The sequence below is a fragment of the Pyxidicoccus sp. M6 genome, assembly GCF_055568925.1.
Window position 1 is genome coordinate 1983427 of record NZ_CM145714.1, and the last position, 25758, is coordinate 2009184.

Genomic DNA, 25758 nt, shown 5'->3' on the forward strand with positions numbered 1-25758 from the left:
CACGGGCTACAGCAGCCCGTGCTCCTCCAGCTTGTTGTAGAGCGTGCGCCGGCTGATGCCGAGCAGCCGCGCCGCCAGCGTGCGGTTGTCACCCGCACGCTTCAGCGCATCCACCAGCGCCTGCTTCTCCATGCCCTTGCGCTGGGACTCCAGCGTGAGTCCCGAGTCCGCGGGCGCGGGCACGCTCGTGCTCCCAGCAGGCACGGGCTGCGGGGGCACGGCGGGGGCAGGGGACAGGCCCGGCTGCCGCGCCAGCTCGCGCGTCACCTCTTCACCCGTGAGCACCTGTCCGTCCGAGAGCACCACCAGCCGCTCCAGGAAGTTCTGGAGCTGGCGCACGTTGCCGGGCCACGGCTGTGCCTGGAGCACCGCCAGCCCTTCCGGCGTGAGCGTGAAGGGCGGCCGGCCGTTGGTTTTCGCGTGGACGTCGAGGAAGTGTCTCGCCAGCGGCTCGATGTCCTCGGGGCGCGCGCGCAGCGGGGGCAGCTCCACCGGCACCACGTTGAGCCGATAGAAGAGGTCCTCGCGGAAGCGGCCCGCCTTCACCAACTCCTCCAGCGGCTGGTGCGTGGCCGCGACGAAGCGCACGTCCACCTTCACCTGCTGCGTGCCGCCCAGCCGCTCCAGCTCGCGCTCCTGAATCACTCGCAGCAGCTTCACCTGCATGGAGAGGGGGATGTCGCCCACCTCGTCCAGGAACAGCGTGCCGCCGTGGGCCAGCTCCACGCGGCCCGGCTTGCGCGTGGCCGCGCCGGTGAAGGCGCCCTTCTCGTAGCCGAACAGCTCGCTCTCCAGCAGCGTGTCGGGCAGCGCCGCGCAGTGCAGCTTCACGAAGGGCCCGTTGCGACGCGGGCTGCCTTCGTGCACCGCCTTCGCCGCCAGCTCCTTGCCCGTGCCGGACTCACCCCGCAGCAGCACCGTGGCCGTGCCCGTGGCCGCCTTCGCGAGCATCGCCTGCACGTCCGCCATGGCCTTGCTGCGGCCGATGAAGGGGCTCGGCGCGCGGAGCGGCTCACGCGCGGTGTCGTCATTCGCGCGCAGCAGCGCCTTGCGGATGGTGAAGAGAATCTCCTCACGGTCGAACGGCTTGAGCACGAAGTCCGCCGCGCCCGCCTTCATCGCCTCCACCGCCAGCGGCACCGTGCCGTGCGCGGTGAGCAGGATGACGGGCACGTCCGGCCAGCCGCGTGACACCTCGCCCAACAACTGCATGCCGTCCATGCCCGGCATGCGCACGTCGCTCACCACCACGTCGATGGGCTTGCGCCCCAGCAGCGCGAGCGCTTCCGTCCCGTCCCGGGCCGTGTGCGTCGTCAGCCCCGCCTGCGTCAGCAGCGCGCCCAGCACCTTGGCCACCGCCGGGTCGTCATCCACCAGCAGTACGTTCCCCTTCAATGGCTCGCTCACGCGGCCGCTCCTTCCCCGTTCGACAGGTGCCTCGCGCCCGCAGGCAGGCGCAGGCGGACCACCGTACCGTGCCCCTCCCGGCTTGTCAGGGACACCTCACCACCGTGTGCCTCCACCACGCGCCGCACGAAGGCCAGCCCCAGCCCGCTGCCCGAGGCCTTGGTGGTGAAGAAGTCGTCGAAGGCGCGCTCCCGGGTGCGCGCGTCCATGCCCTCGCCGGTGTCCTCCACCTCCAGCGCCACACCCGCGCCGTCACGCAGCGCGCGCACCGTGAGGGTGCCTCCCTTCGGCATCGCCTCGAAGGCGTTGCGCACCAGGTTCTCCAGCGCGTTGGCCAGCAGGTCCTCGTCCCCCGAGCACGGAGGCAGGCCCGGCGTCAGCTCGCGGACGATGGAGACCTGGCCCGGGCTCGCGAAGGACTGGAGGGACAACACGCCCTCCACGAGCCGGCCCAGGTCCACCGGGCGCGGCAGCGGCTCTACGCGGGCGAGGCGCTGGTACGTGTCCACCACGCGGTCCAAGCGCTCCACCTGCTCCAGCAGCAGGTCGAGGAACTCGCCGTGGCCGTCCCAGGGCTGTCCTCGCGCGTGCTCCTCCTTGAGGTACTGCGCGGCGCCCTTCATCGCGGCGATGGGGTTCTTCAAGTCATGCGCCATCTGCGCGGAGAAGCGGCCCAGGGTGGCCAGCCGCTCCATGCGCTCGCTATGGGTGACGAAGGCGGTGACGCCCCGGCGCGTGGCGGCCACGAGGGCGAACGTCACCGCCGTGGTGCACACCACCAGCACGCCCGCCTGCCCTGCGAAGAAGCGGAACACGGCGAGGTACGCGAGCACACCGAGGCCCGCCACCACCGCCGCGTGCAGCGCCATGCGCGGTGCGCCCAGGTCCTGGCCGTCCTGGCCGAAGAGTCCGAAGCGCAGCGCCACCGTGGCCATCACCGGCACGCCGAGCAGCGTGCCCAGGCTGCCCAGCCGAGGCACCTGGAGCCCCAGTTCCGCCGCGAGCTCCGTCAGCAGCAGGGCCACCAGCAACGTCAGGCCCAGGAGCACGAGGCCCGCGCGGGCCCGCTCATCCGCGTGCTGCGCGCGGCGCAGGTGCAGCACCAGCAGAGCGAAGCCCCCGGCCAACGGCGGCCCCACCAGTGCCGTGACGATGATGCCGAAGCGCTGCGTGAGGAGGCGGTCCGCGAAGGAAGGCGCGCCCAGCCCCGCGAGGATGGCCATGCCCAGCGCGCTGGCGACGGCATAGGTGCCGTACATGGCCCACGCGAAGCGACGGCGCCGTCCCACGAAGGACAGGATGAAGTGCAGCGTGCAGGGCACCGTCATCAATTCCGCCGCGAAGCCCACCAGCGGCCAGCCGGTGTCACCCGAGCGCTCCAGCGCGAAGCCGGAGAAGTTCCACGTGGCCAGCGTGATGGCCAGCAACGACAGCGGCAGCGCCAGCGGGCTGCGCCCCACGCGCGAGAGCGCGATTCCCGCGAGCGCCAACAACCCTACGCACGCCACCAGGCTGAGCCCCGTGACACCCGTCATGCGGTGCTCCCGGGCTCACGGAGGTCAGCCCGTGTGTCGAGCACGTGTGCGGAGTGAGGCAACAACATCCTCATGCCTTGCGCCGGAAGTCGTCGATGTAGCTGAGGTGCGAGACGAGCCCGGCCTCCTCGCTCCACAGGTGGAGCTGGCAGGCGGGCGGCTCGGGGAGCACCGAGAGGCGGCCCGGCACTCCCAGGTCGAGCTCCACCTGGAGCATGGTGCTCGGGCACGTGCTGGCCACCGTGCCAGCGAAGCGCTTCACGATGGGCCGGTGCAGGTGGCCACACAGCACGCGCTCCACCTGAGGGTGCCGGCCAACCACCGTGGCCAGCCCCTCCGAGCCCTCCAATCCCATCGCATCCATCGCGGTGATGCCGGTGCGGAACGGCGGGTGGTGCATGAACACCAGCGTCGGCCGCCGGGGCGCCTCGGTGAGCCGCGCGTCGAGCCACGCCTGCCGCTCCGCGCACAGCAGGCCGCCCGGCTTGCCCGGCACATGCGTGTCCAATCCGATGAGCCGCAGCGGGCCCTGGTCCACCACGTAGTGCAGGAAGCCGCTCGCGGGCAGGTAGCCGAGGTGCCCGAAGGCGGCCCGTAGCTGCTCGCGGTCGTCATGATTGCCGGGGATGACGAACCACGGCATGGGCAGCGGCTTCAGCAGTGCCGCGAGCCGCGCGTACTCCTCGGGCAGCCCGTCGTGGACGAGGTCGCCCGTTACCAGCACCGCGTCCGGGCGCGGCTCCAGATGACACAGGTGCCGCACGGCGCGCTCCAGGAACCCGGAGCTGCCAGAGCTGCGTTCTATTTCCGAGCCGGAAGCGCCGATGTGGAGGTCGGAAATCTGCGCGAGGAGCATGGCTCGCAGGCTACCAGCAACGGCCGCGTGCGCGCCCCTCGCGGTCCGCTACAGCATGCCGAGCCGGCGGGCGTTGGCCGGGTCCACCGCCGCGGCCTCCCAGCGGCGCACCGCCACCTCGCGCTCGGCCTCGGGGGCGTCCGCGTAGTAGCCGAGCGTGTCGTTGAGGGCGCGGCTCAGCTCTTCAATCGCCGCCAGCCGCACGTCGAGCTCCTTGTGGCGCAGCGCCGTGACGAGCCAGTCCGCCCGACGGCGGCTGCGGTTCTCCACCCACCACGCCCCCCACTGACGGGGGTTGAGGCCGATGGTGGCGCGCGTCACCTCGCGCAGCGCCTCGGCGCCGGCCTGGGCGCACATCTCGTCGTCGCTGCCGGTGAGCTGGATGAGGCCTTCAATCGCCTCGCGGTCATGCAGCGCGCCCAGCGCCCGCGCGGCCAGCGAGCGGCGCATCGCGTCCCGGCTGTTCAGCTCCTGGCGCAACTCGCGCATGGCCGCGTCCAGCCGGGGGAGCTGCTTGAGGGCCGAGGCCGCCACGCGAGCGGCGCTGGAGATGTCCGGCTCCAAATCGAAGAGCCCGCGCAGCACGCCGTCCACCAGCTCCACGTAGGGCAGGTTGCCGGCGGTGAGCAGCGCGAAGTAGCGCGTGTCCGCGTCGTGCGAGTCCAGCAGCGGCGCCAGCGCGTGCGCGGCGGGACGGCCCAGGCGCGAGAGCGCGCCGGGGATGGGGCCCAACTCGTCCGCCTCGGGCAGCTCCACCACGGGCAGGCGGCTCCACGCGGTGGGGCCGGGGAAGTGCTGTGCCAGCACCTTGGCGCTGGCCTCGGGCGAGCGTGCCAGCTCGGCCATGGCATTCGCACGCTGCGCGGCGTCCGGGCCGGTGAGGCGCTTGAGCAGCGGCGCGAAGTCCGGCGGCGGGCGCTCCTCCTGCGACTGCGCGCGCGGAGGCAGCGCGGCGGCGCGGCCCATGCTGCCCGCGGCGCCCCGGCCGAAGAAGGGGCTCCAGCCCAGGCCCGCGACGACGGCGGGCGCCGGGGCCGGCTGCGCGGCCATGGGCACGTCCACGTCGATGGTCAGCTCCGGCTCCTCCGTCGAGCGCAGCTCCGCCACGCGCTGCTTGCGGTAGAGGATGAGCTCCTGGAAGGCGGCCGGCAGGTCCTGGCAGAACAGGATGTAGTCGGACAGGCGGCGCTGGCTGATGGGCTTCTGCCCGCAGTCACCGTAGAGGATGGCCACCAGCCGGCCCTTCACCTCCACCGGGTACAGGAAGACGGTGCGAGGCGACTGCCGGCCGAACAGCTCCAGGTAGTGCCGCGTGAGCGCGTCCGGCGGCAGCGGGCCCGCGTAGCTGCCGCGCGTGACGGCCACCGTGCGGAAGACGCTGCTCGCGTCGAGCGGGACGGACACCTGCGTGAGCGTGTCGCCCATCATGCCCTCGCCGCGCGCCTCCAGGCCCTGCGCGGCACCGCGCACCACGGCGAACGAAGCCACGTAGTCGAACGTGCGGCGGCCGAAGCGCAGCGCGACGTCGATGAGCCGGTCCCGGTCCTTGGTGGCTTCCTTCAGCGCGGCGCGCGCCTGGGCCAGCGTCCAGTCCGGCACCTCCTGGCTCGCGGGAGCCTGCGGCTGCGGACGGGAAGGCGCGGGGGCCGGCTCGGCCGGGCGCGGCGCGGCGCCGGGATTGGGGAAGACGAGGAACGCGGGCTCCGAGGTACGCGCGGACGCGGGCTGCGCGTCGGCCTTCGCGAAGGGCGAGGGGAAGCGCAGCGTGGCCGGTGCCTCCGAGACGGGAGCCGTGGAGGCACCCGGAGGCCAGACCTGCGGCGCGCCGGTGGCGGCATTCGCCGGTCCGGGCGGCCACACCTGCGGCGAGCCCGAGGCGGAGGCGGGTTGCGCGGGAGCGCGCTGTGAGCCGTTCGTGGCGCCGGACGGCGTGGCCTGGAGCACCGGCGGAGCGCTCGTGGCGGGAGCCGTCGCGGGCTTCGCGGGCGGGACGGGCGCGGTCTGCGGGCCGGCGGTGACGACGGGCGGTGCGGCCTTCGCCACGGGCTGCTGCGGGCTCGCGGTGACGACGGGCGGAGCGGCCTTGGGCGCGGGCTGCTGAGGGGGCGTGGTGACGACGGGCGGAGCGGCCTTCGGTGCGGGCTGCGGACCGGCGGTGACGACGGGCGGCGCGGCCTTCGCCACGGGCTGCTGCGGAGCCGTGGTGACGACAGGAGGCGCGGCCTTGGGCGCGGGCTGCTGCGGAGCCGTGGTGACGACAGGAGGCGCGGCCTTGGGCGCGGGCTGCTGCTGCGCGGTCGGCTCCTTCGGCATGTTCAGCCGCAGCGGCGCGCGGACGTAGGCCGGCGGCGGAATGTTCGCCTCGGGCGGAGGCGGCGGGGGCTGGCGCTGCGGCTCTCGCGCGGGAGGCTCGGCGCGCTGGGGCGCGGCCGGCTCACGCGGAGCGCTGCGCACCTCGGGAGCCAGCGGCTCCTGCGCCACGGAGCGCGCCAGTCGCTCCACCATGTCCGCCGTGAGCGTGTCCTCCTGCGCGGCCGGCTTGGGCGGAGGCGCGGCGGCGGCGAGGCGCTCCGGGTCCAGCGCGGCGGCGAGCCGGGTGAAGCGCGGCGCGAGCGGCAGGCGGTAGATGTTGGAGACCCACTCGCGGACGCGCACCTCGGTGGCCACCCACAGCTCGAGCGGCTTGCCGAGCAGGAAGCCCACCTCGTCGAGCTCCTTCTTCGGCACCGGGTAGCCGCACGCCACGTGCAGCGTGTTGCCGTCCAGGGACAGCGGCACGACGCACAGGCGCTCGGCGATTTTCGGCGGGATGAAGGAGGCGACGTCCGTGTTGGGCTCGAAGTCCATCAGGTTCACCGGCCGGAAGCCGGAGACCTCGCCCAGCAGCGCGAGCACGTCCGCCTCGCCGAGGACACGCTGCTCGAGCAGCACCGTGTCCAGGAGCCCGCCCTGGGTCTGTTGCTGGCGCAGCAGCTCCCCCGCCTTCTCCTGAGAGAGAAGCATGCGCGAGACGAGGAGCTGGGCAAGGCGGGCAGGCATGTAGGACGCGGCATCTTACGGCCGCGGCCGCAAGGCACAATGAATGAAGGGTCAGCTCGGCTGGACGACGAAGGTGGACGTCAGCTTGTCATGCAGTGTCTGTCCGCGCCGATCGAAAAGCGCCATCCAGAAGCCACCCAGGAACAGCACGAACGAAAGGCTGGCGAGTACCGCGCGGACAATGGCGCGACCCGGTGCCGGGGCCAGGCCGTGCGTATCCACGAGCCGCAGCCCGAGGAGCAGCCGGCCGAGCGTGCGACCATTCCAGAGGAAGGCCGCCACGGCGCAGTACACGAGCGCCAGGACCAGCACCAGGAAAAACCCCGGCAGCAGCACGGTGTGGAACGCGCGCAGCCACGCGACGAAGGCATCCAGGCCCACCAGCCCGGCCGTGGGCGCCTTCGTCCCCGTCACCGAGGAGGCGAGGGTGATGTAGAGCGCCGCGACGCCCGCGATGGCCGCGGTGTCGATGGTGAAGGACAGCAGCCGGCGCCACAGCGAGGCCGGACGCGCGTGCACCTCCACCGTGCTGGACGCGTTGATGCCCTTCGCGGCGGGAGCGCGAATCGCCTCGGCGCGAGCGATGCCGACGTTGGGCGAGGCGGCGGGAGCCGGGGGCACGGACTCCATGCGAGGCAGGCCCGGCGACTGCGCCGGAGCCGCGCTCTCCACACGAGGCATGCCCGACGGAGCAGGAGCCGGAGCCTCCATGCGAGGCAGACCCGACGGCTGAGCCGGAGCCGCGGCCTCCATGCGGGGCTGCGCGGAAGGCGCGGGAGCCGCAGCCTCCATGCGAGGCAGGCCGGCCGGAGCAGGAGCCGCGACACCGGGAGCCGGAGCCTGCGCGCGCGGAGCCGGGGCCGCCGTGGGCGTGCCGTAGGCGGGCGTCATCGGAGAGCCCGCGGGCGGCTGCGCGGCACGAGGAGCGGCGGGAGCCTGCTGCTGCTGCGGCGCCGCGCGAGGAACGGGAGGCTGCTGCGGCGCCGCGGCACGCGGAGCGGCGGGAGGCTGCTGCGGCGCCGCGGCACGCGGAGCGGCGGGAGGCTGCTGCGGAGCCGCGTGAGGAGCGGCGACACCCGGATGACCCGGCTGCGGCGCGGGCATGCGCGGAGCGGCGACACCCGGGTGACCGGGCTGCGCGGCGGCGGCGCGAGGAGCGGCGGGAGGCGGAAGCGGCGCGGCCAGCGGGGCCACGGACGGCGGTGCATGCGCGGCGTCCACGAAGGCCGGCTCCGAGGCGCGCTCCGCCGAGCGGCGGTCGATGCGGATGTCCCGGTCGAGCAGGCTCGGCACCGGGGTGTCACGAACGGTGGTGGCGCAGGAGGTGCAATCCCCCACGGGCGGAAGCGTGGCACCGCACTTCAGGCACTTGGACAACGGACTCCTCCCGGCATGAACGGCAGCCACATGAAAAGGCGTTCACGCGCGGGGGGCAAGAAAAGTGCGAGCCCCCGAGGCTCCTCGCCTGAGGAACCGTCAGGGGCTCGTCAACGTCTTCAGCCACACGTCCCCTTCGAGACGTTGTGTGTGTGGGGCTTCACGCCTAGGCATGGACGCGCCGTCGTCCAGCGACCCCGACCAGCATGAGGACGACGATGGCGCCAATCACCGACATGATGATGCCCGACGGGCGCAGGTCGAACAGACGGCCGTCACGCTGGAAGAGCGAGCCAATCAGGCCGCCCACGAGCGAGCCCACCATGCCGAGCAACGTCGTCGCCACCAGACCCATGCTCTGCCGCCCCGGAAGGATGGCGCGGGCGATGAGACCCGCGATGAGGCCGATGACGATGAATGCGATGATCCCCATGAGTGTCTCTCCTGTGTTGAGGGACCCATGAGGTCCCGGACGGCAGAAACGTAGGAATCACCATCCGACATTGGGAACCCGATGGCGCCGGGCGCTCGCCTGGCCGCCCGCTACCCGAGTTCTCCATCCAGGTGCATCATCACCGCGAGAGCCGCGAGAGCCGCCGTCTCCGTGCGAAGGATGCGTTTGCCCAGGGTGACGTTGCGCGCGCCCAGTTTCCCGAGTGCATCCACCTCGTCGCGCGCAAGCCCGCCCTCAGGTCCAATGACGAGCGCCACCGGCGTCCCGGGGCCCGCCGCGCGGAAGGCCTCGCTCAGCGGCACCGCGGACTCCTCCTCGTCCAGCACCAGCACCACCGTGCCCGGCTCCAGCGCGCGCGCGGCTTCCAATAGAGGACGTGGCGTCTCCACGCGCGGCACGTCGTCGCGGCGACACTGGCGCGAGGCCTCCTCGACAATCTTCATCCACCGCGAGGTGCGCTCCTCCGCGCGCTTCGGCTCCAGCTTCACCACGCTGCGCGCGGTGGCCACGGGGAGGAACGCGGCGGCGCCCAATTCCGTGCCCTTCTGCAGCACCAGCTCCAGCTTGTCTCCCTTGGGCAGTCCCTGAAGCACGCTCACCGCGCGGCGGGGAGGCGCCACGCGCGCGGTGCCGAGCGTCACCCGCACGGCTTCCGCGCCCACGCCTGCCACGCGAGCCTCGAAGGCGCGGCCCCTTCCGTCGAAGACCTCCAGCGCGTCGCCTTCCTCCAGGCGCAGCACGTGGAGGAGGTAGTGGCGGCGTTCTCCGGTCAGCTCCACCTCGGCGGGGGCGGGCTCCGGCAGCGGGACGAAGAGGCGGACCACGGCGGCTTCCTCCAGAAGGCGTGCGCGGGACGTCCCGCGCGGGGGCGCGACTTCAACAGGAAGCCGTCGTCATGCGCCAGTTCACTTCGTCTCACCCTCCTCTTCCTCCGCGGGCTTCTTCCCCACGGGCAGCGCCGCGTCGTCCCCTTCACATGGTGGTGAGGTGTTCTTCTCGAACCCTCAAGCTGGGAAGCGCCGGGGCCTGGTGCCAGGGTATGCCAGGCAGGGAGGCGGACGTCCCGCGCAGGGGAAGGAGCCGAGCAAAGCGGCGCTGGTCCTGGTATGGCGCCGTTCCATGTCCACGCTCACCATCGAGACCGTCCGCTCGGGACTGGTCGAGTCCGTCCACGCCGTGTCCGTCGCGGTGGTGGACACGGAGGGCATGCTCGTCGCGCAGGCGGGAGACCCACAGCGCGTCACGTGGTGGCGGTCCGCGGCCAAGCCCTTCCAGGCCATGCCGCTCGTGCTGGACGGCGCGGCGGACCACTACGGCTTCGGCCCGCGAGAGCTGGCGCTGGCATGTGGCTCGAACTCCAGCGAGCCGATGCACCGGGCGCTCGCCGCGTCCATGCTGCGCGCGTGCGGCTGCGAGGAGTCGCAGCTCGCCTGCGGTCCACACCCGCCGCTGTCCCAGGCCGTGGCCGATGAGGCGATGCGCGCGGGCGTCATCATCACCCCGCGCTGGAGCAACTGCTCGGGCAAGCACGCCGGCATGCTCGCGCTGGCGCGGCACCACGGCTGGGCCACGCAGGGCTACGAGCGCGCCGGCCATCCGGTGCAGGAGCGCTCCCTCGCGGAGGTGCTGCGCTGGACGGGCCAGTCGCGTGACGCGGTGAAGCTGGGCGTGGATGGGTGCACGGCGGTGTGCTTCGCGCTGTCCCTGCGCGCCATGGCCACCTCCTATGCGCGCTTCGGTGTCTCGACGGAGCCCGCGGCGCGGCGGCTGCGTGAGGCCATGGTGGCGCACCCGGAATTGGTGGCGGGCACGGGCCGTCCGTGCACGGACATCATGACGGCCGGGCAGGGCGCGGTGGTGGTGAAGGTGGGCGCGGACGGCATCTACAGCGCCGCGCTGCCGGCGCTGGGGCTGGGCGTGGCGCTGAAGGTGGAGGACGGAGACGGGCGCTGCTCGCCGCCCGCGCTGCTGGCGGTGCTGCGGCAGGTGGCCGAGCGGCGCGGAGTGTCGCTGCCTCTCTCCGGCCTGGGACATCACGAGGCTCCGGTGCTGCGCACCACCCGGGGCGAGCCCGTGGGCGGGCTGCGGGCCACCGGCGCGCTGCGCTTCCACTGATGGGGGCCTCGAAGGAGCACGTCATCATGCGCCGACGCGACAAGCGCCATGGAAGGGGCCGCGAGTCCACGGTGGCCCGTTTCTCCCAGAGCCGCGCCAACGAGGAGATGGTGTTCGCGGAGAACTCGCTGCGAGGCGAGCGCCGCGTGTCCCTCCTCCGCCTGAGCGTGCTGGGGCTGATGGCCATCAGCCAGGGCGTCATCTCGACGCTGTCCAACGAGCCCTACCGGCCGGTGATGGACGAGTGGCGCATGCTGGCCATCGCCGGGTACGGGCTGTTCTCCGTGGCCGCCATCCTCGTGTTGCGGGACCAGAAGCCGGCGCCGAATCGCGCGCGGTGGTTCCCGCTGCCCACGACGGTGCTGGACACCAGCTTCTTCTCGTACATGGCCTGGCACACGTGGACGCGCACGGGCCAGTTCGACGCGGGCATGCTCGCCGCGAGCCTGGGGCTGGTGCTGGCCTTCTCGGTGGCTCGCTACTCGTGGCTGCACGTGCTGCTGTCCACGACGCTGTCTTCGATGGCGTACGTGGTGATGGCGGGCGTGACGGGGCACGGCTCTCCGGCGCGCGTCAGCTTCGTCGTCTCCTGCTACGTGGCCCTGGGCGCGCTCATCGCCCGGACGAACGCGGACGTGAGCGGCATGTTCCTCAACCTGCGCCGCCGCGACGGCCTCTCGCGCTTCCTGCCGAGGCAGGTGGTGGAGCGGGTGATGCAGCTCGGGGACGTGTCGCTCGAGCCGGTGCAGCGCGAGGTCACCATCCTCTTCAGCGACATCCGCGACTTCACCGCGCTGAGCGAGACGCTGCAGCCGCGCCAGGTGCTGGAGTTGCTGGACGACTACTTCGGGCACATGTCGCAAATCGTCATGGCGCGCGACGGCATCGTGAACAAGTTCCTCGGGGACGGGATGCTGGCGTGCTGGGGCGTGCCGGACCACCGTGAGGACCACGCGGAGCTGGCCATGCGCGCGGCGCTCGACATGCGGGCGCGGCTGGAGGAGCTCAACGCCCACCGTGAGCAGCAGGGCCTGCCCCGGCTGCGCATCGGCATCGGCCTGCACACCGGCGTGGTGGCGGCGGGCATGCTCGGCGGCGCGGAGCAGCACGAGTACACCGTCATCGGCGACGCGGTGAACCTGGCCTCGCGCGTGGAGGGGCTCACCAAGGCGCACGGCGTGGACATCCTCGTCAGCGAGAGCACCTGGAAGCTGGGGGGCGGGCGCTTCGCCGGGGAGCGCCTTGCGGAGACGCACGTGAGGGGCCGGCGCGGGGCGGTGGTCGTCTACACGCTCGAAGGCCGGCTCCCCGCGATGGAAGAGGCGACGCCCGTCCTCCAGGTCGCCGCGGCGACGTAGCTTTCTCCCGAAACGTCACGGGCCGCATCCACGCTGTGTGGACGCGGCCCGTGTCTTCCACTGCTCAGCGAGTCACGCCGCCAGCCGCGCGGAAGGAGCACCCCCCGCGGTGGCCCGCGCGTGCAAGTCACGCTTCAGCCCCATGGCGAACAGGGCGAGCGTGAGCAGGTACACGGGCTCGATGAAGAAGAGCAGCGGCCCGCCGAGGGACAGGCCGTGGGTCTTCTTCTCGAAGACGACGTGCGCGCCCACGACGAGCGCGAAGCGCACCACCATGACCCCCACGGCCACGGCGGCGGCGGTGCCCGCCGGCAGGGTCGCCACGGATTGCGCGGCGGCGAGCGTGGGCACCAGCGGCAGCGCCATCAGCAGCCCCGCCGTCCACTCCAGCGAGACGGCGTAGAGCGCCACGGCCACCACCAGCGCGTGCGCCGCGGTGAATTCCATTCCACCCACCGGCACGCGCACGAAGCTCAGCGGCACCAGCAGGGCGAAGGTGAACATGTACGCCCCCACGAAGTGCGCGGCACGGCTCACGCCGTTCTCGTGCAGGGGCATCCAGGCGCGCAGTTTGTCGGCGAAGCTCATGGGCTCAGGCGCGTGCCGGCTGTGCGGCCGGAGGAACGGGCTTCAACTGGTAGTCGCCGAAGAGCACCGCGACGAAGAACAGCGGGCCCACCAGCGCGTGCACGAGGTTGGTGAGGAACGAGGGCGACTTCTTCTCCCAGACGGCGTGCCCGGCGAGCTGTACCAGCCAGGCGAAGACGGCGATGGCCACCACGCTCCACATCGGCAGCATGCGGCCCACGGGGAGGCACGCGACCATGAACGCCATCACGATGAGGCCCAGCTTCACGTCCGCCCGCAGGTACCAGATGGCGGTCGTCACCAGGGACACCATCCCCAGCGTCAGCACTCCGCCCGGCAGCGCCGGCACCGTCGCCAGCTTCACCCAGTCCAGCATCGCCACGATGTGGAGGATGATGAGAGGGATTGCAACCTTGTGCGTGAGGCGGTTGGTGGGGTGCTGGTGCGAGGAGTAGTACTCGTCGAACAGGGCCACCACGTGGGGCTTGAGCATGTGTCCTCCGGGGGAAAAGGACTGCAAGACGTGTACGGTAGGTGATGTCGCGCCAGCTTTCCTGGCAGCGCGCGCCAATCTCCTGGCAGCGGACGCCAGTCTTCAGCGCTCCTCGCGCCAGACGCGGGGCGTCATCCCCGTCCACCGCTTGAAGGCGCGGTCGAAGGTGCTCAGCTCCGCGTAGCCGAGGAGGAAGGCCACCTGGCTGACGCCCAGGTGAGGGTCCTTCAGGTACTGGAAGGACAGCTCACGGCGCACCGCGTCGACCTCGTCTTGAAAGGACGTGCCGTGCTCGGTGAGGCGGCGCTGGAGGGTGCGGAGGCTGACGTGGAGCTGCTTCGCCACGTCGCCCACCTGGGGCGCCCCCTCGCGCAGGGAGGCGCGGATGGCCTCGCGCACGCGCTGGACGAAGTCGGGCACCTGCGGGCCGGGCGGAGGAGCGGCGGCAGGAGGCGTCCCGGCGGCGCGCTCCAGCACGGAGAGGAGGACGGGGTCGGCGCCCACGACGGGCGTGTCCAGCGTGGCCGCGTCCAGGGTGAGGGAGTTGAGGCCGCCGCCGAAGACGGGCGTGACGCCGAAGTGCTCCACGAGGGGGCGGATGTCGGCGGGGGCGGGGTGGGCGAAGGCGACGGCGCGCGGCCTCAAGTGGTGCTCGGTGAGCTGGCGGCCCACGTGGACGAAGAGGGCGAGGCCGTACTCGCTGGCGTGGCGGCCGTAGGCCAGGGGCTCGCCGGGGATGCCGTAGGCGAAGGTGCCGCCGCCGTCGGCCTCGTCGCGGAAGGACGCGCTCCACGCGGGCTCCAGCAATGCCATGTACCGGGCCAGCGAGCGGAAGGTGTCGCGTACGGTGGCCGAGGCCCGGGCGATGTATTCCACGAGGCCGTAGGTGCCGCGCGGCACCCGCTGCGCCACGTGCAGGCCGAGGAACGCGTCGCCGGAGAGGGCCTCCGCGGCGTCGAGGAAGGCGTGCAGCGTGGCGAGCGGGAGGCTGACCTCGGGCAGGGACGCGGCGTTGGCGGGGAGGCCGAAGCGCTCCACCAATGGCGCGGGGGCATGCCCCGTCGCGCGCAGGTACGCGAGCAGCGGGCCCACGAGCTGGGACCGGACGTCCGTCGGAGGCCTGGATGGGGGCTGCGTCTCCACGCGGCCGGAACGCTACCCCGTCCCGGGCACGGGCCCAACGGGGCCCGGCTCCAACTGCGCCTCCGGGTTGGACCACACGAAGGGAATGCCGGGCTGGCGGTAGAGCGTGGCGGGAATCTCGGGGGCGAGCCGCGCGTGGAGCTCGGGGAGCTGGGACCAGTGCAGGCCATGCCGTGCGTGGTGGGCGGTGTGGTAGCCCAGGTTGCCCGTCACCAGGTTGTAGCCGCGATGCACGATGTTGTACGAGGCGCCGGTGTGCTCCGTCGCGTCGAGCCCGACGTGGTGGAAGTACGTGGCCCAGACCGTCACGTAGAGCGACACGCCCATGGGGAGCAGGAACACCCAGAGCGCGTTGTACGCGTCATGCCAGAAGAGCAGGCCGAGCAGCGCCACCTGCAGCGCGCCCATCCCCAGGAAGACGGGGAGGACGCGCGGGTTCGCCAGGCCCACGCGGAACGCGCGCGGGTAGGCCACGAGCGTGTTGATGACGGAGAACTCCACCTCGCCCATCGGCGTCCCGTCGCGGCGCTTCCAGCGGGCCTCGTCCTTCTCCTGGTCGAGGTAGTTGCGATGGTGGCCGAGCACGTGGTGCAGGAACCACGCGTGTGACGTCACCCCCGTCTGGAAGCCGAACACCACATCCAGGAGGCGGTTGGGGAGGGCGTGGCGGAACACGGGCACGTGCTGGTGGTGGTGGTTCCACGCGCAAATCCATCCCTTGGGAATCACCCACAGCGCGAGCCACAGGATGGGGAGCCACCAGCTTCGTGCCGTGAAGTACACCGTCAGGTCCAGCGCGAAGAGGATGAGGAACAGCAGTACGGGGATGCGGTCTCGGGGATTCCGGAACAGGGTCATGCACTTTCCACAGCGGGAGATGAACGGGCTCTGATGAGGGATTGAACGTTTCCCGACTGGCGGGATTGCAGCTTCGCGGTGACACCCTTGGGGAGGACGACGCCGAAGAAGAAGCCCTCCTCGAAGGGCTCCGTCGAGTCGACCTGGACCTGCACCTGGGACGCGAGGGTCGTCAGCGCCGTCCGCAGGTACACCATGGCGAAGGCACCAGCCACGCAGGCCCGGGGCCCCCGGCCGAACGGGAAGAAGTGGCCGCTGCCGAGCGGATTCCTCTCCGCGCCGCCGTCGAGCCAGCGCGCCGGGTCGAAGACCTCGGGATTCGCCCAGTGGGACGGGTCCCGGTGCAGGTGCTGGTTCGAAATCATGAGCGTCGTGCCCGCGGGCCACGTCACCCCCGCGAGCCGCGTCTCGGCGGACGGCGTGCGCAGGAAGATGCGGACCGCGGGCAGGATTCGCAGGGCCTCGTAGGCGACGGCCTCGGCCCAGGGCGCTTCGCGCAGGCGCTCGTAGGACAGGGGCGCGCCCGCCAGCGAGGCGGCCTCGGCGGCCAGCCGCGCCTCGGCCTCGGGGAACTTCTGGAGCTGGTGGAAGGCGCCGACCAGGGTGGTGCTCGAGGAGAAGACGCCGCCGAAGAAGAAGCCTCCGAGCAGGTGCGCATGCACCGTGTCGTCGAGCTCCGGCATCTCGCGCAGCGTCCACGACATCAGGTCCACGCGGTGGGCATCCGGCGCCGCGCGCGCCGCGCGAATCTTCTCGGCGAACAGGCCGTAGAAGCGCTCCTTCGCCGCCGCGAAGCCCTTGGGCGGGGAGACGAACCTCAAGGGCAGCTTCGCCTGGATGCGCGCGTCGGCGGCGGCGGCCAGCAGCATGAAGTCTTCGTAGACGGACGCCGGGAGCTTCTCGCCCACGGTGGCCACGCAGAAGGCGTCGAACGTCAGCTTGCGCAGCGCGGGCGCGAGGTCGATGGACGGCTCACGCAGCAGCGCCTCCACCGACTCGGCCACCGCCGCTTGAAGGGGGCCCACCTGTGCGGCCTCCCAGGCCGGCGTCCACGGCTGCGCCAGCGGGTCCATGGCGTGCTTGCGCGACCAGTCCTCGGCCTGCTTCGCGATGAAGGGCGTGTCGTCCGTGGTGGAGTGGCGGATCTGCTCGCCGATGTTGCCCTTCTCGAACTCCAGGCGGCGCGTCTCCAGCACCTCCTCGATGAGCGCGGCGTCGTTGAGGACCAGCGCCGGGCTGGGGCCCATCCAGATGAGGGTGAGTCCCCCGTACGTGCGCCCGTAGCGCGCGCAGACGTCCCAGGGCGGAGCGGCGAGGAAGTCTCCGAGGTTGCCCAGCAGGCCGGGCGCCGGCCCGGGCAGGCTCGCGTAGGCTTTGCGCCGGGCGCCGAAGAACAGGTTGAACAGGCCGCGTGAGATGGGGTTCGGCAAGGGCGTGGACTCCAGGGCGTCTCAGACGGTGATGCCGCAGGGGACGCGGTCCGGCCGCAGGACGGTGTAGGGCACTTCGGCCCGCGCGTTGCGAGCGTTCACCGCCTCCTGCTGGGCGCGCAGCCGCGAGAGGAACCGGTCGCGGATGGCCGCGAGCTCCGGCTCCTGGAAGTAGTCCTCGCGCCAGCCGCCCTCGTGGAGGAGGTACTCCTCGTCATCGCCGAAGCTGGAGAGCGCCCGGCCGATGGCCACCTGCCAGAGCATCTGGGACTTGCTGGGAATCATCGCCGCCATGTCCTCCGGGCCGATGACGCCCTTCTGCCTCGGCGGCTCGCGGCGCATGCAGAGCGGTGCGTTGGGCACGAAGGCGTAGTGCTCGTACTGCAGATAGTTCACCGCGGCGTGCTGGACGCTGACCGTGAAGAGGACCGTGGTCAGCATGTCCACCAGGTCATCGACGCGCTTCAGCTCGCGGCAGGGCAGCTTGTCGACGGGCAGCCCCCGCTCGGTGAGGTCCGCCCACCAGCGCTGCATCTCGGTGTCGGCCGCGAGGTCGGCGTCGGACCGGTAGAAGTGCCGCAGCACGCCGCCGACGTACTCCTCGAGGGCATCCCACAGCGGCAGGGCGTCGTCCCGGTAGGGGTAGTAGGGGAGGACGGCGGCGTCGAGGACACCGCGCCGCTCGAAGTCCAGACGCGGCTTGTTGTCGGACAGCTTCCAGCGCTGGTAGCCCTTCTTGCCGAGCTGCAGGTGTCCCTTGTCGGGACCGCCGGTGGCGATGAAGTCGTCGAAGACGCCGCCCTCGGCGAGCAGGCCCTTGCGCGCGCCCTCGTTGATGGCGAGCGTGTAGCGGAAGTGGCGGCGGAGCAGCTTGTAGACGGGGTGCGGGTCCGGGAGGTTGCGCATCGTCGCCATGACGAACGGCTCCGCCACGAAGTGGGTCCGCAGCGCGTGCGACACCATCTGGTGCGCGTTGCCCTCGCTGCAGCGGACGTAGACCTTCGCCGCCAGCCAGTCGTGCTCGCCATCGTTGGGCGTGAAGACCGGGTCTCTCTCCGCGTCCCGCCCGAGCTGGATGGCGAGCGGCCGGAGCTGACGTGCGTCGTCCACGTAGAGCAGGCACCGGGACGCCGGCGCCCAGCGGTGCTCCTCGACGCCGTCCTCGCCGGTCTTCCGATACATGCGGATGTCGTCGAGGATTTCGAAGTCGAGCAGGAAGATGCGCTTCGCCTCGAGGGCGTGGGCCAGCGTCTGGCCCGATGACAGCAGGCCGTGGACGTCCGCGTCCGTCAGCGGCATGCCCTCGGGCAGCCGGGAGATGCCCTGGATGTGGAGGGGGTTGATGCCCTGGACGGCCTGCCGCGCGAACTCCAGGTCGTCCTTCCAGCGCTGGGCGAGCTTGGGCATCTCGATGCCCTTGAAGAAGTCGAAGATGTCGACGAGCCCGTTCCAGGCTTTGGACATCATGGGCAGGTGCAGCTTGATGGCCGCCAGCGTCTTGGCGACGACCACCTCATAGCTGCCCTCGGTGAGCCCCCGGTACAGCTCGTCCTTCGGCAGGGGCCGCTGCTCGCTGATGTCGAGCGCGCCGGGAAGCCCCTCGGTCGCCTCGGCCGGACGCCAGACGTACATCGCCTGGCGGGCCTGGAGCTGCGCGCGGCGGGCAAAGGCCTCGCGCTCGCTCGTCACCTGCTGTGGCAGTCGCGCCGAGCCCTCCAGCACCTCCACCGTCGTGCCGCCCAGGACCCACCGGTAGAAGGGGAAGAACCAGCTCCTGTTGCCCGCCGCCACGCGGACGGTGTCGAGGAGCCAGTCGTCTGTCGCGGCGGCTCCGGCGCCGGTGTTGCTGAACCGCAGCGCCACCGGCTCGCCCACGTCCTCCGTCGAGACGGTGTAGACGTCCTCGGCGCCGGCCTCGAAGTCGTTGTGGAAGCGCTTGTCCAGGACGTGCGGCGCGCTCTCTCCCCGCGTGCCGACCAGGACGACGGAAATGGTGGAGTCCGTCCCCGCGCCGAGCCGCGTGCCCGTGCGGATGATGAGCTTGTACTCAGTAGCCATACGTACCTCTGAATAGCGGGCCCGCACGGTAAGGCGCGCAAAGTGGGTGGCGCAAGCGTGCTAGCCTTCAGCGGGACGATGCTCAGCGCGCTGCGAAGCCTGATGGAGTCCCTGGGGTTCAAGGGGCAGGGAAAGGGCAATGAGCTCCTCGAGCCCGAGGAGCTGGCGCGGTGGTACTCGGGGCTGGCGCTCGAGGAGCGGCTTGCTCTCAGCCGCGAGCTTGCACCCCACGTACGGGGTTCCCGCACCCGGAAGGCACCCGAGAGCCTTCCCGCCGTCGCGGTGGGACGCATCGTCTTCCAGCAGGACGGCCCCGAGGGAGCGGTGCCCCTGCACCACCTCAAGGTGGAGCTCTGGGACCGGGACTTCGGCGCGCCCGACGACTTCCTCGGCGAGGGCTTCACGGACGCCGACGGTCGTTTCTCCATCCGCTATGACCCCGCGGACGCGGGCGCGGGAGACCTGCCGGACCTGGAGGTCCGCTTCTTCGAGCCGCAGCACACCTTCCGCGAGGATGGCCGGGTGGTGGAGACCTGGCGGCGCATCGGCTCGGAGAAGGGGCCCGACAACCATGGTGGTCTCCATCACGACTTCGGCACCATGCGGCTGCCGTATTGGGAGTACGACCCGACGACGCCGCTGGCTCGGCTGCTGGTGACGGAGGAGGGGACGCCGCCGACCGCCTATGCCCCCGGACGCTCGCTCGCGATGCTGAAGGCCGTCGCGCCCATCGAGCTCATCAAGCGCCAGCACCTGCTGCAGGTCCGCCTGGGCCACGCGCCCGACGTGCATCGCATCCAGGCCGACTACCCAGAGCCACTGACGGTCCGCATGGAGCGCGAGGCCCCGGGCTCCAGCCGGAGCGATGCCTTCTTCGGCGAGCGGCTCCTCAACGGCATGTTCTCCACCGTCCTCGACCGGGACCCCGAGGTCCCCGGAGATGCCCAGGCCTTCCGGCTCTACTACCCGTGGAACGCGTACGAGCAGGACGGTGTCCACTGCCTTCCCGACGTGGACGTGCGGCTGCGGCTGGTGGAGGGACGGCTGCTGCCGGTGCGCATCATCCTGGGGATGCGCGAGCCAGGAGCGACGGCGCCCGGCTCACCCGTGACGCGCCGGAGCTTCACGCCCGCGGATGGCGCGGAGTGGGAAGCCGCCAAGCGCATGGCCCGGGTGAGCGCGACGCTGGACACGGAGCTGGGCAACCACCTCGGGCAGTGCCACCTCAACGTCGAGCAGTACGCCATCTCCGCCCAGCGGAACCTGCGGCGCAGTCCTTTGCGCTGGCTGCTCATGCCGCACCTGCGGGAGGTGGTGCTCATCAACCACGCGGCCAGCGGGTTCCTCATCGGGCCGACAGGCTTCATCACCCGCACCAGCGCGCTGACCGAGCGGGCCATCGAGACACGCCTGCAGCACCTGCTGGGCAGCTACGACTGGCGCGGCTTCGCGCCCGCGCCGCCCGTGTGCGAGGGGCACCGGTATGCCCGGGCGGCGGGGCTGTTCTGGAAGCTCCTCGGCGAGCACGTGGATGCCTTCTTCGCGGAGCACGGGGCCGAGGTGGAGGCGCAGTGGCTCGAGGTGCGTCGCTTCTCGGACGACCTCGTCGCCCACGCCGCGCCGGCCTTCGTGTGCCGCTACCTCCGGGCGAAGGTGCCGGGGAAGGACGCTCCCTGGTTCGTGCGCACGGAGCGCATGGACCTGGACGCGAAGGTGACGGAGCCGGTGCCGAAGGCCGTCAGCGCGGTGACGAGGACGGACACGCCCGCGCCCGGAGAGCTGGACGCGCTCAAGCAGCTCTGCCGCTACGTCATCTACTTCGCGACCTTCCGGCATGCGTGGGCCAACAACCTCCAGTGGGAGGACGCGGGCGAGGTGCTGTACACGTGTCTGGGATTGCGCTGGGGGAAGGGCGGGGCGCTGTCCACGGAGGCGGACCTGGACGTCGCCCCGCCGCCCGATGCGGCCACGGAGATGCTGTGGATTTCGTGGATGCTGTCCAAGACGAACTACGGCTTCATCCTGTCCAACGAGGAGGCGGACGTGCACCCGCGGTTCGTGGAGTTGCTCCGCGCCCACGCGGCGCGGTTCGCGGAGCTGGGAATGGATGTCCGCACCGTCAGCTCCCGCATCAACATCTAGCGCTCACGTCGTGAGACACTCGAGCCCATGGACAACCTGGCCCACTCGCTGGTTGGTGCGTGGATGGCGGAGGCGGGGCTGAAGCGGACCACGCCGCTGGCCACCGCGACGCTCGTCATTGGCGCCAACCTTCCTGACGTGGATGCCTTCGTCTCCTTCGCGGGCCCGGATGCGTCGCTCTACTGGAGACGGGGCTGGACGCACGGCGTGCTCGCGCTGGCCCTGTGGCCCTTCGTGCTCACGGGCTTGATGCTGCTCTGGGACAGGTACGTCCGCGGACGGCGGCGTCCGGATCTGCCACCCGCGCGCTTTGGGCCGCTGCTCGTGTGCTCGGTGCTGTCGGTGCTCAGCCATCCCGCGCTGGACTGGCTCAACACGTACGGCGTACGGCTGCTGATGCCCTTTGATGGGACGTGGTTCTACGGGGACGCGCTCTTCATCATCGACCCGTGGGTGTGGCTGCTCGCGGGGGCGTCGGTGGTGATGGCGGATGCGCGCACGCGCCGCTCCATCGCGGGCTGGGTGGTGCTGGGCGCGGCCACCACGGCGCTCGTCACCGTGCCGGACTTCGTGCCCTGGCCCGCGAAGGTCCTGTGGAGCGTGGGCATCTTCGCCATCCTCTGGCTGCGCCTGGGTGGTGCGAAGGTGGTCACCGCGCAGCGTGTGGCGACGGTGTGTGGCGTGGGGCTCGTGCTGTACCTGGGCGCAATCTTCGTGGGCTCACAGGTGGCGGCGCCGGGAGCACTGGCGTGGCTGCGCGCGCAGGACCTTCCTGTGGAGCGCACCATCGCAGGCCCCATTCCGGCCAATCCGTTCGTGCGGGACATCATCGCGCTGGCGCCGGACCGCTATCACTTCGTCAGTGCCAACTTCCTGGAGCCGGAGGAGAACCGCTTCCGCTTCAGCGATGCGAGCCAACCACGCGAGCCGAACCCCCGCCCCGTCATCCAGGCCGCTCTGGCCGCGCCAGGGATTCGCGGGCTCGCCAACTGGCTGCGCCTTCCCACGTATGAAGTCGAGGAGACTCCGGTCGGCTGGCGCGTCACCATCCGCGACGTGCGCTACTCGCGGATGCAGGGCACCGGACTGGGCACCGCCGTGGTGGAACTGGACCGCGAATTGCGGCCCGTGCGTACGCAGCCATAGACGTGGGGCACCAGCCTCCGAAATCGGTGCGCCGCGCTCTATGCTGCCGTGAGATGAAGCTCGACAAGCTCGATAGGGGCATCCTCGCGCTGCTCCAGGAGAACGGCCGGCTGACGTCGGAGGCCATCGCCCGGAAGGTGGCTCTCTCGCCCACGGCGGTGCAGCGGCGCATCAAGCGCCTGCGTGACCAGGGGGCCATCACGGCGGAGGTGGCCGTCGTGTCGCCCACCGCTGTCGGGCGCGGCCTCACCGCCATCGTGAGCGTCGCTCTCGTGAAGGGCGGCAGTGAGGCGCTGCTCGGAGCCTTCAAGCGCCGCATGTCGAAACGGCCTGAGGTTCAGCAGTGCTACTACGTCGCGGGCGAGGCGGACTTTGTCGTCATCGTCACCGCCATCGACATCGCGGATTACGAGCGCCTCTCCCGAGAGCTCTTCTTCGACGACCCCAACATCAAGAAGTTCCAGACGACCTTCGTCCTCGAGCCCGTGAAGGTCGGGCTGCGCGTGCCCCTCGGCTGAAGCTCCGAGGCGTCGCGCGGGTCTCCTGCGCCGACCGCGTCCCGCGCGCCGCGAGGCTGCGTGTCGCGCGTGTCTTCGCCGCCCTCCTGCGTGCCTTCGGCCGTACTCCTGCCGTGGCTCACGACAGCCATCGGGAGGAGTCATGGCGGACAGCGACTACGACATCATCGAGGAGCGATTCCGGCGCTGCATCCGGCGCAGCGCGCGCGTGGAGAAGTTGTACGACGGGTGCCGCTGGGCGGAAGGGCCCGCGTACTTCCCCGCGCACCGGACGCTCGTCTGGAGCGACATTCCCAACGACAGGATGCTGCGCTTCGACGAGGCGAGCGGCTCCATTGCTCCGTTTCGCCAGCCCGCTGGCTACTCGAATGGCAACACCGTGGACCCGCAGGGGCGCCTCGTCACCTGCGAGCAGGGCGGGAGGCGCCTAACGCGCACCGAACACGACGGCCGTATCACCGTCCTCGCCGACAGCGTGGAGGGCCGGCGCTTCAACAGCCCGAACGACGTCGTGGTGAAGTCAGATGGCTCTGTGTGGTTCAGCGACCCGACCTACGGCATCGACTCGCAATATGAGGGTGTGAAGGCGGAGTCCGAGGTGGGCGCCTGCCACGTCTATCGCATCGACCCACGCTCGGGCGTCGTGAGTGTCGTCTGCGACGACTTCGTGCGCCCCAACGGCATTGCCTTCTCTCCCGACGAGCGGCGCCTGTACGTGAGCGACACGGGCGCCACCCACGTGAAGGACGGGCCCCGTCATATGCGGGTGTTCGATGTGCGGGACGACGGCACGGTGTCCGGAGGCCGTGTATTCGCCACCTGTCCGACGGGAATGTTCGACGGGTTCCGCCTTGATGAAGAGGGACGCCTGTGGACGAGTAGCGCGGACGGCGTCCTCTGCTACGAGCCGGACGGGACGCTGCTCGGCCGCGTGAAGGTACCGGAGTCGGTGGCCAACGTCTGCTTCGGCGGTCCCAAGCGGAACCGCCTCTACATCTGCGCCACCACGTCCCTGTACGCCGTCCTGCTGCCCGTCAGCGGTGCTCCGCTCAGGGGGTGAGGGCACCGGACAGCGGCGTGCATGCTCATGCGAGAGATGTCGCCTGCGCGTGCGCGCGCTCTTCAACGCAATCGCGCCGGACGAGGAGGGCGGCCACGGAAGACCTGTGTGATATCCATCGCGATATGTCCAGGCTGACGTGCACGGTGCTGATGGCGTTGGTGATGGGCATTGCTGGCTCTGGCTCGGCCACGGTGAGTAGCAGCGGGAAGCCCGCATCCGCGAAATGGGTAGGCCCGACCATGCCAGGCCCTGGGGGCGGCACCGTCAGGACGGTCATCTACTACGGGCCCTGGCAGTGCAACGCCAGATACCTGAGCCAACGCCAGCGACGCTGCGCTTCCGAAGGGCACGCGCTGCTGGGTTGCATCTGGCTCGCTGACCTCAAGGGTGACTGGCAGGGGCGCTTCGTGTTCCTGTCCGCGGAGGCAGGCGGGTACCTTGCGCTCAAGCACTGCTGTTGTGACTACTCCACCGTCAGCGATCTCCAGTCCCGGCGCCGCACATGGAACAACGCCCGAGAGGGCTTCCGGAATCAGTGGGGCCGCGAGTTCGGAGCGTGGCCGCAGACTGACGGCAACAACTGGCCCGGTCACCACATCTTCGACCTGCTGCATGGAGGAGACCCGACGGCGCCGCGCAACGTGTTGCCGGTGCCTCCCGAAGTGCACGAGGTCATCAATCTCGCCTACCCTGCGTGCTACACGCGTGGGGGCCAGTGGAGCGTGGTGGGACCGGACAGGCCCTACGTCGAGTCGCCATGACGATGGAACAGATGCTGGCCGAAATCTCCCGCGCTCACTTCCCGCACCCACGTGCCACCCCTGAGCAGATTGCCGCGTTCGAGGCGCAGGCGGGCTGGAAGCTCGACGCGCAGTTGCGCGACTTCTACCTTCATTGCAACGGCGCGGAGCTCTTCCGGCGGTTGCCGGAGGCGAACTACAGCATCCTCTCCCTCGAGAACATCCAGCGGAAGACGGAGCGCGTCCGCTTCCGGGACAAGGGTGCTCCGCCTACCGCCTCGTGGTTCCCGCTCGTGGACTGCCAGGACTCCGACTTCGTTCTCGTGGATGCGAGCCAGCCAGGGAGGTCCTACCCGCTCCTCGACGCCTACCACGAGACGTACCCGCGCGAGGTGCGGCGGATTGCGGCGTCCTTCAGTGAGTTTCTGGAGCGGGCGCTCAACAGCGGAGACCAGTTCTACTGGTTGAACGAGTAGAGCGCTCTCCGACAGGTGAGTGGGGCACCGTCCACGAAGAACGGTGCCCCGCATCCTCACCGCTTCAAGTCGATGCGAACCCACTCGCCCTGCTGGGCACCTTCCAGCACGGTGAAGCCGAGATTCCGGTAGGCCGCCTCCACGTCCGCGCGCTGGTGCGCCAGCACGCCCGCGAGCACCGCGCGGTCCTTCACCTTCGGCGCAATCAGCGGCGCCAGCTCAATCAGCGTGTTCGCCAGGATGTTCGCGAGCACCAGGTCGAAGGTGCCCTCCACCTGCGTCAGTTCCTTCCCCGACACGTCGATGTCCGGCGTCCCGTTGTCCGCGGTGTTCTCCTTCGCCAGCTCCACCGACGTCGGGTCGTTGTCAGTGCCCACCACCCGTCCCGCGCCGAGCTTCTTCGCGGCGATGGCCAGCACGCCCGTGCCCGTGCCCACGTCCAGCACGCTCGCGCCGGGGTGGTCCTTCATGTACGCGTCCACCGCCGCGAGGCACAGCGCCGTCGTCGGGTGGTCTCCCGTGCCAAACGCCATCTTCGGCTCAATCACCAGCCGCACCGCGTCCGCGGGTGCGTTCGCCACATCCCACGGCGGACCCACCCACAGCCGGCCCACATGCACGGACTTGATGAGCGACTTCCACTCGTTGCTCCAGTCCTGCTGCGGCTGTTCATCCAGCGACGCGCGCACATCAGGGAACGACTCCTTCACCTCGGCCTGCGCGGCCTCGGCCGTCTCGCGGTCGTCGAAATAGCCGATGACGATGGCCTCGCCCTGCTTCGGACCGCGCACGCCCGGCATGGGCGGAGTCTCGCGGTCCCTCACCTCGAGGCCCAGCGCCCCCGACTCATGGAGGAGATCCTGTACGGCCTCCGACGCTTCCTCGGGCAACTCCACTGTGAGTGACAAATAGGTCTGGGACATGCGGGCCGTTTAATCCCCCTGTGCCTAGCGTGGAAGCGC

22 protein-coding genes are annotated in these 25758 nt (G+C 70.9%); 8 read left to right on the forward strand and 14 right to left on the reverse strand.

The window, feature by feature from the left end; translation table 11 throughout:
* Positions 1-6 precede the first annotated feature (6 nt).
* The 7 genes from ACVTJA_RS08305 to ACVTJA_RS08335 form a co-directional block, all read right to left on the reverse strand.
* Positions 7-1407: a sigma-54-dependent transcriptional regulator gene (locus tag ACVTJA_RS08305; RefSeq protein ID WP_465835321.1), complete on the reverse strand. Its 1401-nt coding sequence runs from the start codon at positions 1405-1407 to the stop codon at positions 7-9.
* On the reverse strand, positions 1404-2942 hold the full coding sequence (locus ACVTJA_RS08310; protein WP_465835323.1) for a sensor histidine kinase: 1539 nt from the start codon (positions 2940-2942) through the stop codon (positions 1404-1406). Before ACVTJA_RS08310 ends, ACVTJA_RS08305 begins: the two co-directional genes overlap by 4 nt.
* Positions 2943-3012: 70 nt before the next feature.
* Positions 3013-3798, reverse strand: coding sequence for a phosphodiesterase (locus ACVTJA_RS08315; RefSeq protein ID WP_465835324.1), 786 nt, complete (start codon positions 3796-3798; stop codon positions 3013-3015).
* A 48-nt stretch (positions 3799-3846) separates the two neighbouring features.
* Positions 3847-6837: a HEAT repeat domain-containing protein gene (locus ACVTJA_RS08320; protein WP_465835326.1), complete on the reverse strand. Its 2991-nt coding sequence runs from the start codon at positions 6835-6837 to the stop codon at positions 3847-3849.
* 51 nt (positions 6838-6888) lie between these two features.
* Entirely contained in the window at positions 6889-8214 is a 1326-nt protein-coding gene (locus ACVTJA_RS08325) for an RDD family protein (protein WP_465835328.1), read from the reverse strand.
* Between the two features lie 166 nt (positions 8215-8380).
* A complete protein-coding gene (locus ACVTJA_RS08330) occupies positions 8381-8647 on the reverse strand; it encodes a GlsB/YeaQ/YmgE family stress response membrane protein (protein ID WP_465835329.1) in 267 nt (88 codons plus the stop codon).
* Between the two features lie 110 nt (positions 8648-8757).
* A complete protein-coding gene (locus tag ACVTJA_RS08335) occupies positions 8758-9492 on the reverse strand; it encodes a 16S rRNA (uracil(1498)-N(3))-methyltransferase (protein ID WP_465835331.1) in 735 nt (244 codons plus the stop codon).
* A 295-nt stretch (positions 9493-9787) separates the two neighbouring features.
* Between ACVTJA_RS08335 and ACVTJA_RS08340 the strand changes: the two genes are divergently transcribed.
* The gene (locus ACVTJA_RS08340) at positions 9788-10783 is read left to right on the forward strand and encodes an asparaginase (protein ID WP_465835333.1); all 996 of its coding nucleotides are present in this window, start codon (positions 9788-9790) and stop codon (positions 10781-10783) included.
* A gap of 26 nt (positions 10784-10809) precedes the next feature.
* Positions 10810-12141, forward strand: coding sequence for an adenylate/guanylate cyclase domain-containing protein (locus tag ACVTJA_RS08345; RefSeq protein ID WP_465835335.1), 1332 nt, complete (start codon positions 10810-10812; stop codon positions 12139-12141).
* A gap of 72 nt (positions 12142-12213) precedes the next feature.
* Here the strand turns inward: ACVTJA_RS08345 and ACVTJA_RS08350 are convergent, their stop codons facing one another.
* The 6 genes from ACVTJA_RS08350 to ACVTJA_RS08375 form a co-directional block, all read right to left on the reverse strand.
* On the reverse strand, positions 12214-12729 hold the full coding sequence (locus ACVTJA_RS08350) for a DUF962 domain-containing protein (RefSeq protein ID WP_465835336.1): 516 nt from the start codon (positions 12727-12729) through the stop codon (positions 12214-12216).
* A 4-nt stretch (positions 12730-12733) separates the two neighbouring features.
* Positions 12734-13222 (reverse strand): Mpo1 family 2-hydroxy fatty acid dioxygenase, encoded by a 489-nt coding sequence (locus ACVTJA_RS08355; protein WP_465835338.1) that lies wholly within the window; start codon positions 13220-13222, stop codon positions 12734-12736.
* A 102-nt stretch (positions 13223-13324) separates the two neighbouring features.
* On the reverse strand, positions 13325-14365 hold the full coding sequence (locus tag ACVTJA_RS08360) for an AraC family transcriptional regulator (RefSeq protein ID WP_465835340.1): 1041 nt from the start codon (positions 14363-14365) through the stop codon (positions 13325-13327).
* Positions 14366-14377: 12 nt separating this feature from the next.
* Positions 14378-15223 (reverse strand): fatty acid desaturase family protein, encoded by an 846-nt coding sequence (locus ACVTJA_RS08365; RefSeq protein WP_465835342.1) that lies wholly within the window; start codon positions 15221-15223, stop codon positions 14378-14380.
* The gene (locus ACVTJA_RS08370) at positions 15220-16653 is read right to left on the reverse strand and encodes a cytochrome P450 (protein WP_465835344.1); all 1434 of its coding nucleotides are present in this window, start codon (positions 16651-16653) and stop codon (positions 15220-15222) included. Before ACVTJA_RS08370 ends, ACVTJA_RS08365 begins: the two co-directional genes overlap by 4 nt.
* Positions 16654-16674: 21 nt before the next feature.
* Positions 16675-18711 carry a lipoxygenase family protein gene (locus ACVTJA_RS08375; RefSeq protein ID WP_465835346.1) on the reverse strand — a complete coding sequence of 679 codons (2037 nt, stop codon included), beginning with the start codon at positions 18709-18711 and terminating at the stop codon, positions 16675-16677.
* 57 nt (positions 18712-18768) lie between these two features.
* Here ACVTJA_RS08375 and ACVTJA_RS08380 point away from each other — a divergent pair, with 57 nt between their 5' ends.
* The 6 genes from ACVTJA_RS08380 (at position 18769) to ACVTJA_RS08405 (ending at position 24796) form a co-directional block, all read left to right on the forward strand.
* Complete coding sequence (locus tag ACVTJA_RS08380; protein WP_465835348.1) at positions 18769-20853, forward strand: lipoxygenase family protein; 2085 nt, start codon at positions 18769-18771, stop codon at positions 20851-20853.
* A gap of 27 nt (positions 20854-20880) precedes the next feature.
* Positions 20881-21999 (forward strand): metal-dependent hydrolase, encoded by a 1119-nt coding sequence (locus ACVTJA_RS08385; RefSeq protein ID WP_465835350.1) that lies wholly within the window; start codon positions 20881-20883, stop codon positions 21997-21999.
* A 53-nt stretch (positions 22000-22052) separates the two neighbouring features.
* Positions 22053-22517, forward strand: coding sequence for an Lrp/AsnC family transcriptional regulator (locus ACVTJA_RS08390; protein WP_465835351.1), 465 nt, complete (start codon positions 22053-22055; stop codon positions 22515-22517).
* 142 nt (positions 22518-22659) lie between these two features.
* Positions 22660-23577, forward strand: coding sequence for an SMP-30/gluconolactonase/LRE family protein (locus ACVTJA_RS08395; RefSeq protein ID WP_465835354.1), 918 nt, complete (start codon positions 22660-22662; stop codon positions 23575-23577).
* Positions 23578-23819: 242 nt separating this feature from the next.
* Positions 23820-24341: a hypothetical protein gene (locus ACVTJA_RS08400; RefSeq protein WP_465835356.1), complete on the forward strand. Its 522-nt coding sequence runs from the start codon at positions 23820-23822 to the stop codon at positions 24339-24341.
* Positions 24338-24796, forward strand: coding sequence for an SMI1/KNR4 family protein (locus ACVTJA_RS08405; RefSeq protein WP_465835357.1), 459 nt, complete (start codon positions 24338-24340; stop codon positions 24794-24796). The genes ACVTJA_RS08400 and ACVTJA_RS08405 overlap by 4 nt, the downstream gene beginning before the upstream one ends.
* A 56-nt stretch (positions 24797-24852) precedes the next feature.
* Here ACVTJA_RS08405 and prmA read toward each other — a convergent pair whose 3' ends face one another.
* Positions 24853-25719, reverse strand: a complete 867-nt coding sequence (prmA, locus tag ACVTJA_RS08410) for a 50S ribosomal protein L11 methyltransferase (RefSeq protein WP_465835359.1) — start codon at positions 25717-25719, stop codon at positions 24853-24855.
* Positions 25720-25758: the final 39 nt, after the last annotated feature.

Excerpts from the sequence above, each read along its gene's own strand:
- ACVTJA_RS08395 (WP_465835354.1), top strand. The coding sequence starts at position 22,660 with ATGGCGGACAGCGACTACGACATCATCGAGGAGCGATTCCGGCGCTGC.
- ACVTJA_RS08320 (WP_465835326.1), bottom strand. The coding sequence starts at position 6,837 with ATGCCTGCCCGCCTTGCCCAGCTCCTCGTCTCGCGCATGCTTCTCTCT.
- ACVTJA_RS08400 (WP_465835356.1), top strand. The coding sequence starts at position 23,820 with ATGCCAGGCCCTGGGGGCGGCACCGTCAGGACGGTCATCTACTACGGG.
- ACVTJA_RS08405 (WP_465835357.1), top strand. The coding sequence starts at position 24,338 with ATGACGATGGAACAGATGCTGGCCGAAATCTCCCGCGCTCACTTCCCG.
- ACVTJA_RS08390 (WP_465835351.1), top strand. The coding sequence starts at position 22,053 with ATGAAGCTCGACAAGCTCGATAGGGGCATCCTCGCGCTGCTCCAGGAG.
- ACVTJA_RS08345 (WP_465835335.1), top strand. The coding sequence starts at position 10,810 with ATGCGCCGACGCGACAAGCGCCATGGAAGGGGCCGCGAGTCCACGGTG.
- prmA (WP_465835359.1), bottom strand. The coding sequence starts at position 25,719 with ATGTCCCAGACCTATTTGTCACTCACAGTGGAGTTGCCCGAGGAAGCG.
- ACVTJA_RS08310 (WP_465835323.1), bottom strand. The coding sequence starts at position 2,942 with ATGACGGGTGTCACGGGGCTCAGCCTGGTGGCGTGCGTAGGGTTGTTG.
- ACVTJA_RS08365 (WP_465835342.1), bottom strand. The coding sequence starts at position 15,223 with ATGACCCTGTTCCGGAATCCCCGAGACCGCATCCCCGTACTGCTGTTC.
- ACVTJA_RS08355 (WP_465835338.1), bottom strand. The coding sequence starts at position 13,222 with ATGCTCAAGCCCCACGTGGTGGCCCTGTTCGACGAGTACTACTCCTCG.
- ACVTJA_RS08350 (WP_465835336.1), bottom strand. The coding sequence starts at position 12,729 with ATGAGCTTCGCCGACAAACTGCGCGCCTGGATGCCCCTGCACGAGAAC.
- ACVTJA_RS08385 (WP_465835350.1), top strand. The coding sequence starts at position 20,881 with ATGGACAACCTGGCCCACTCGCTGGTTGGTGCGTGGATGGCGGAGGCG.
- ACVTJA_RS08340 (WP_465835333.1), top strand. The coding sequence starts at position 9,788 with ATGTCCACGCTCACCATCGAGACCGTCCGCTCGGGACTGGTCGAGTCC.
- ACVTJA_RS08375 (WP_465835346.1), bottom strand. The coding sequence starts at position 18,711 with ATGGCTACTGAGTACAAGCTCATCATCCGCACGGGCACGCGGCTCGGC.
- ACVTJA_RS08330 (WP_465835329.1), bottom strand. The coding sequence starts at position 8,647 with ATGGGGATCATCGCATTCATCGTCATCGGCCTCATCGCGGGTCTCATC.
- ACVTJA_RS08315 (WP_465835324.1), bottom strand. The coding sequence starts at position 3,798 with ATGCTCCTCGCGCAGATTTCCGACCTCCACATCGGCGCTTCCGGCTCG.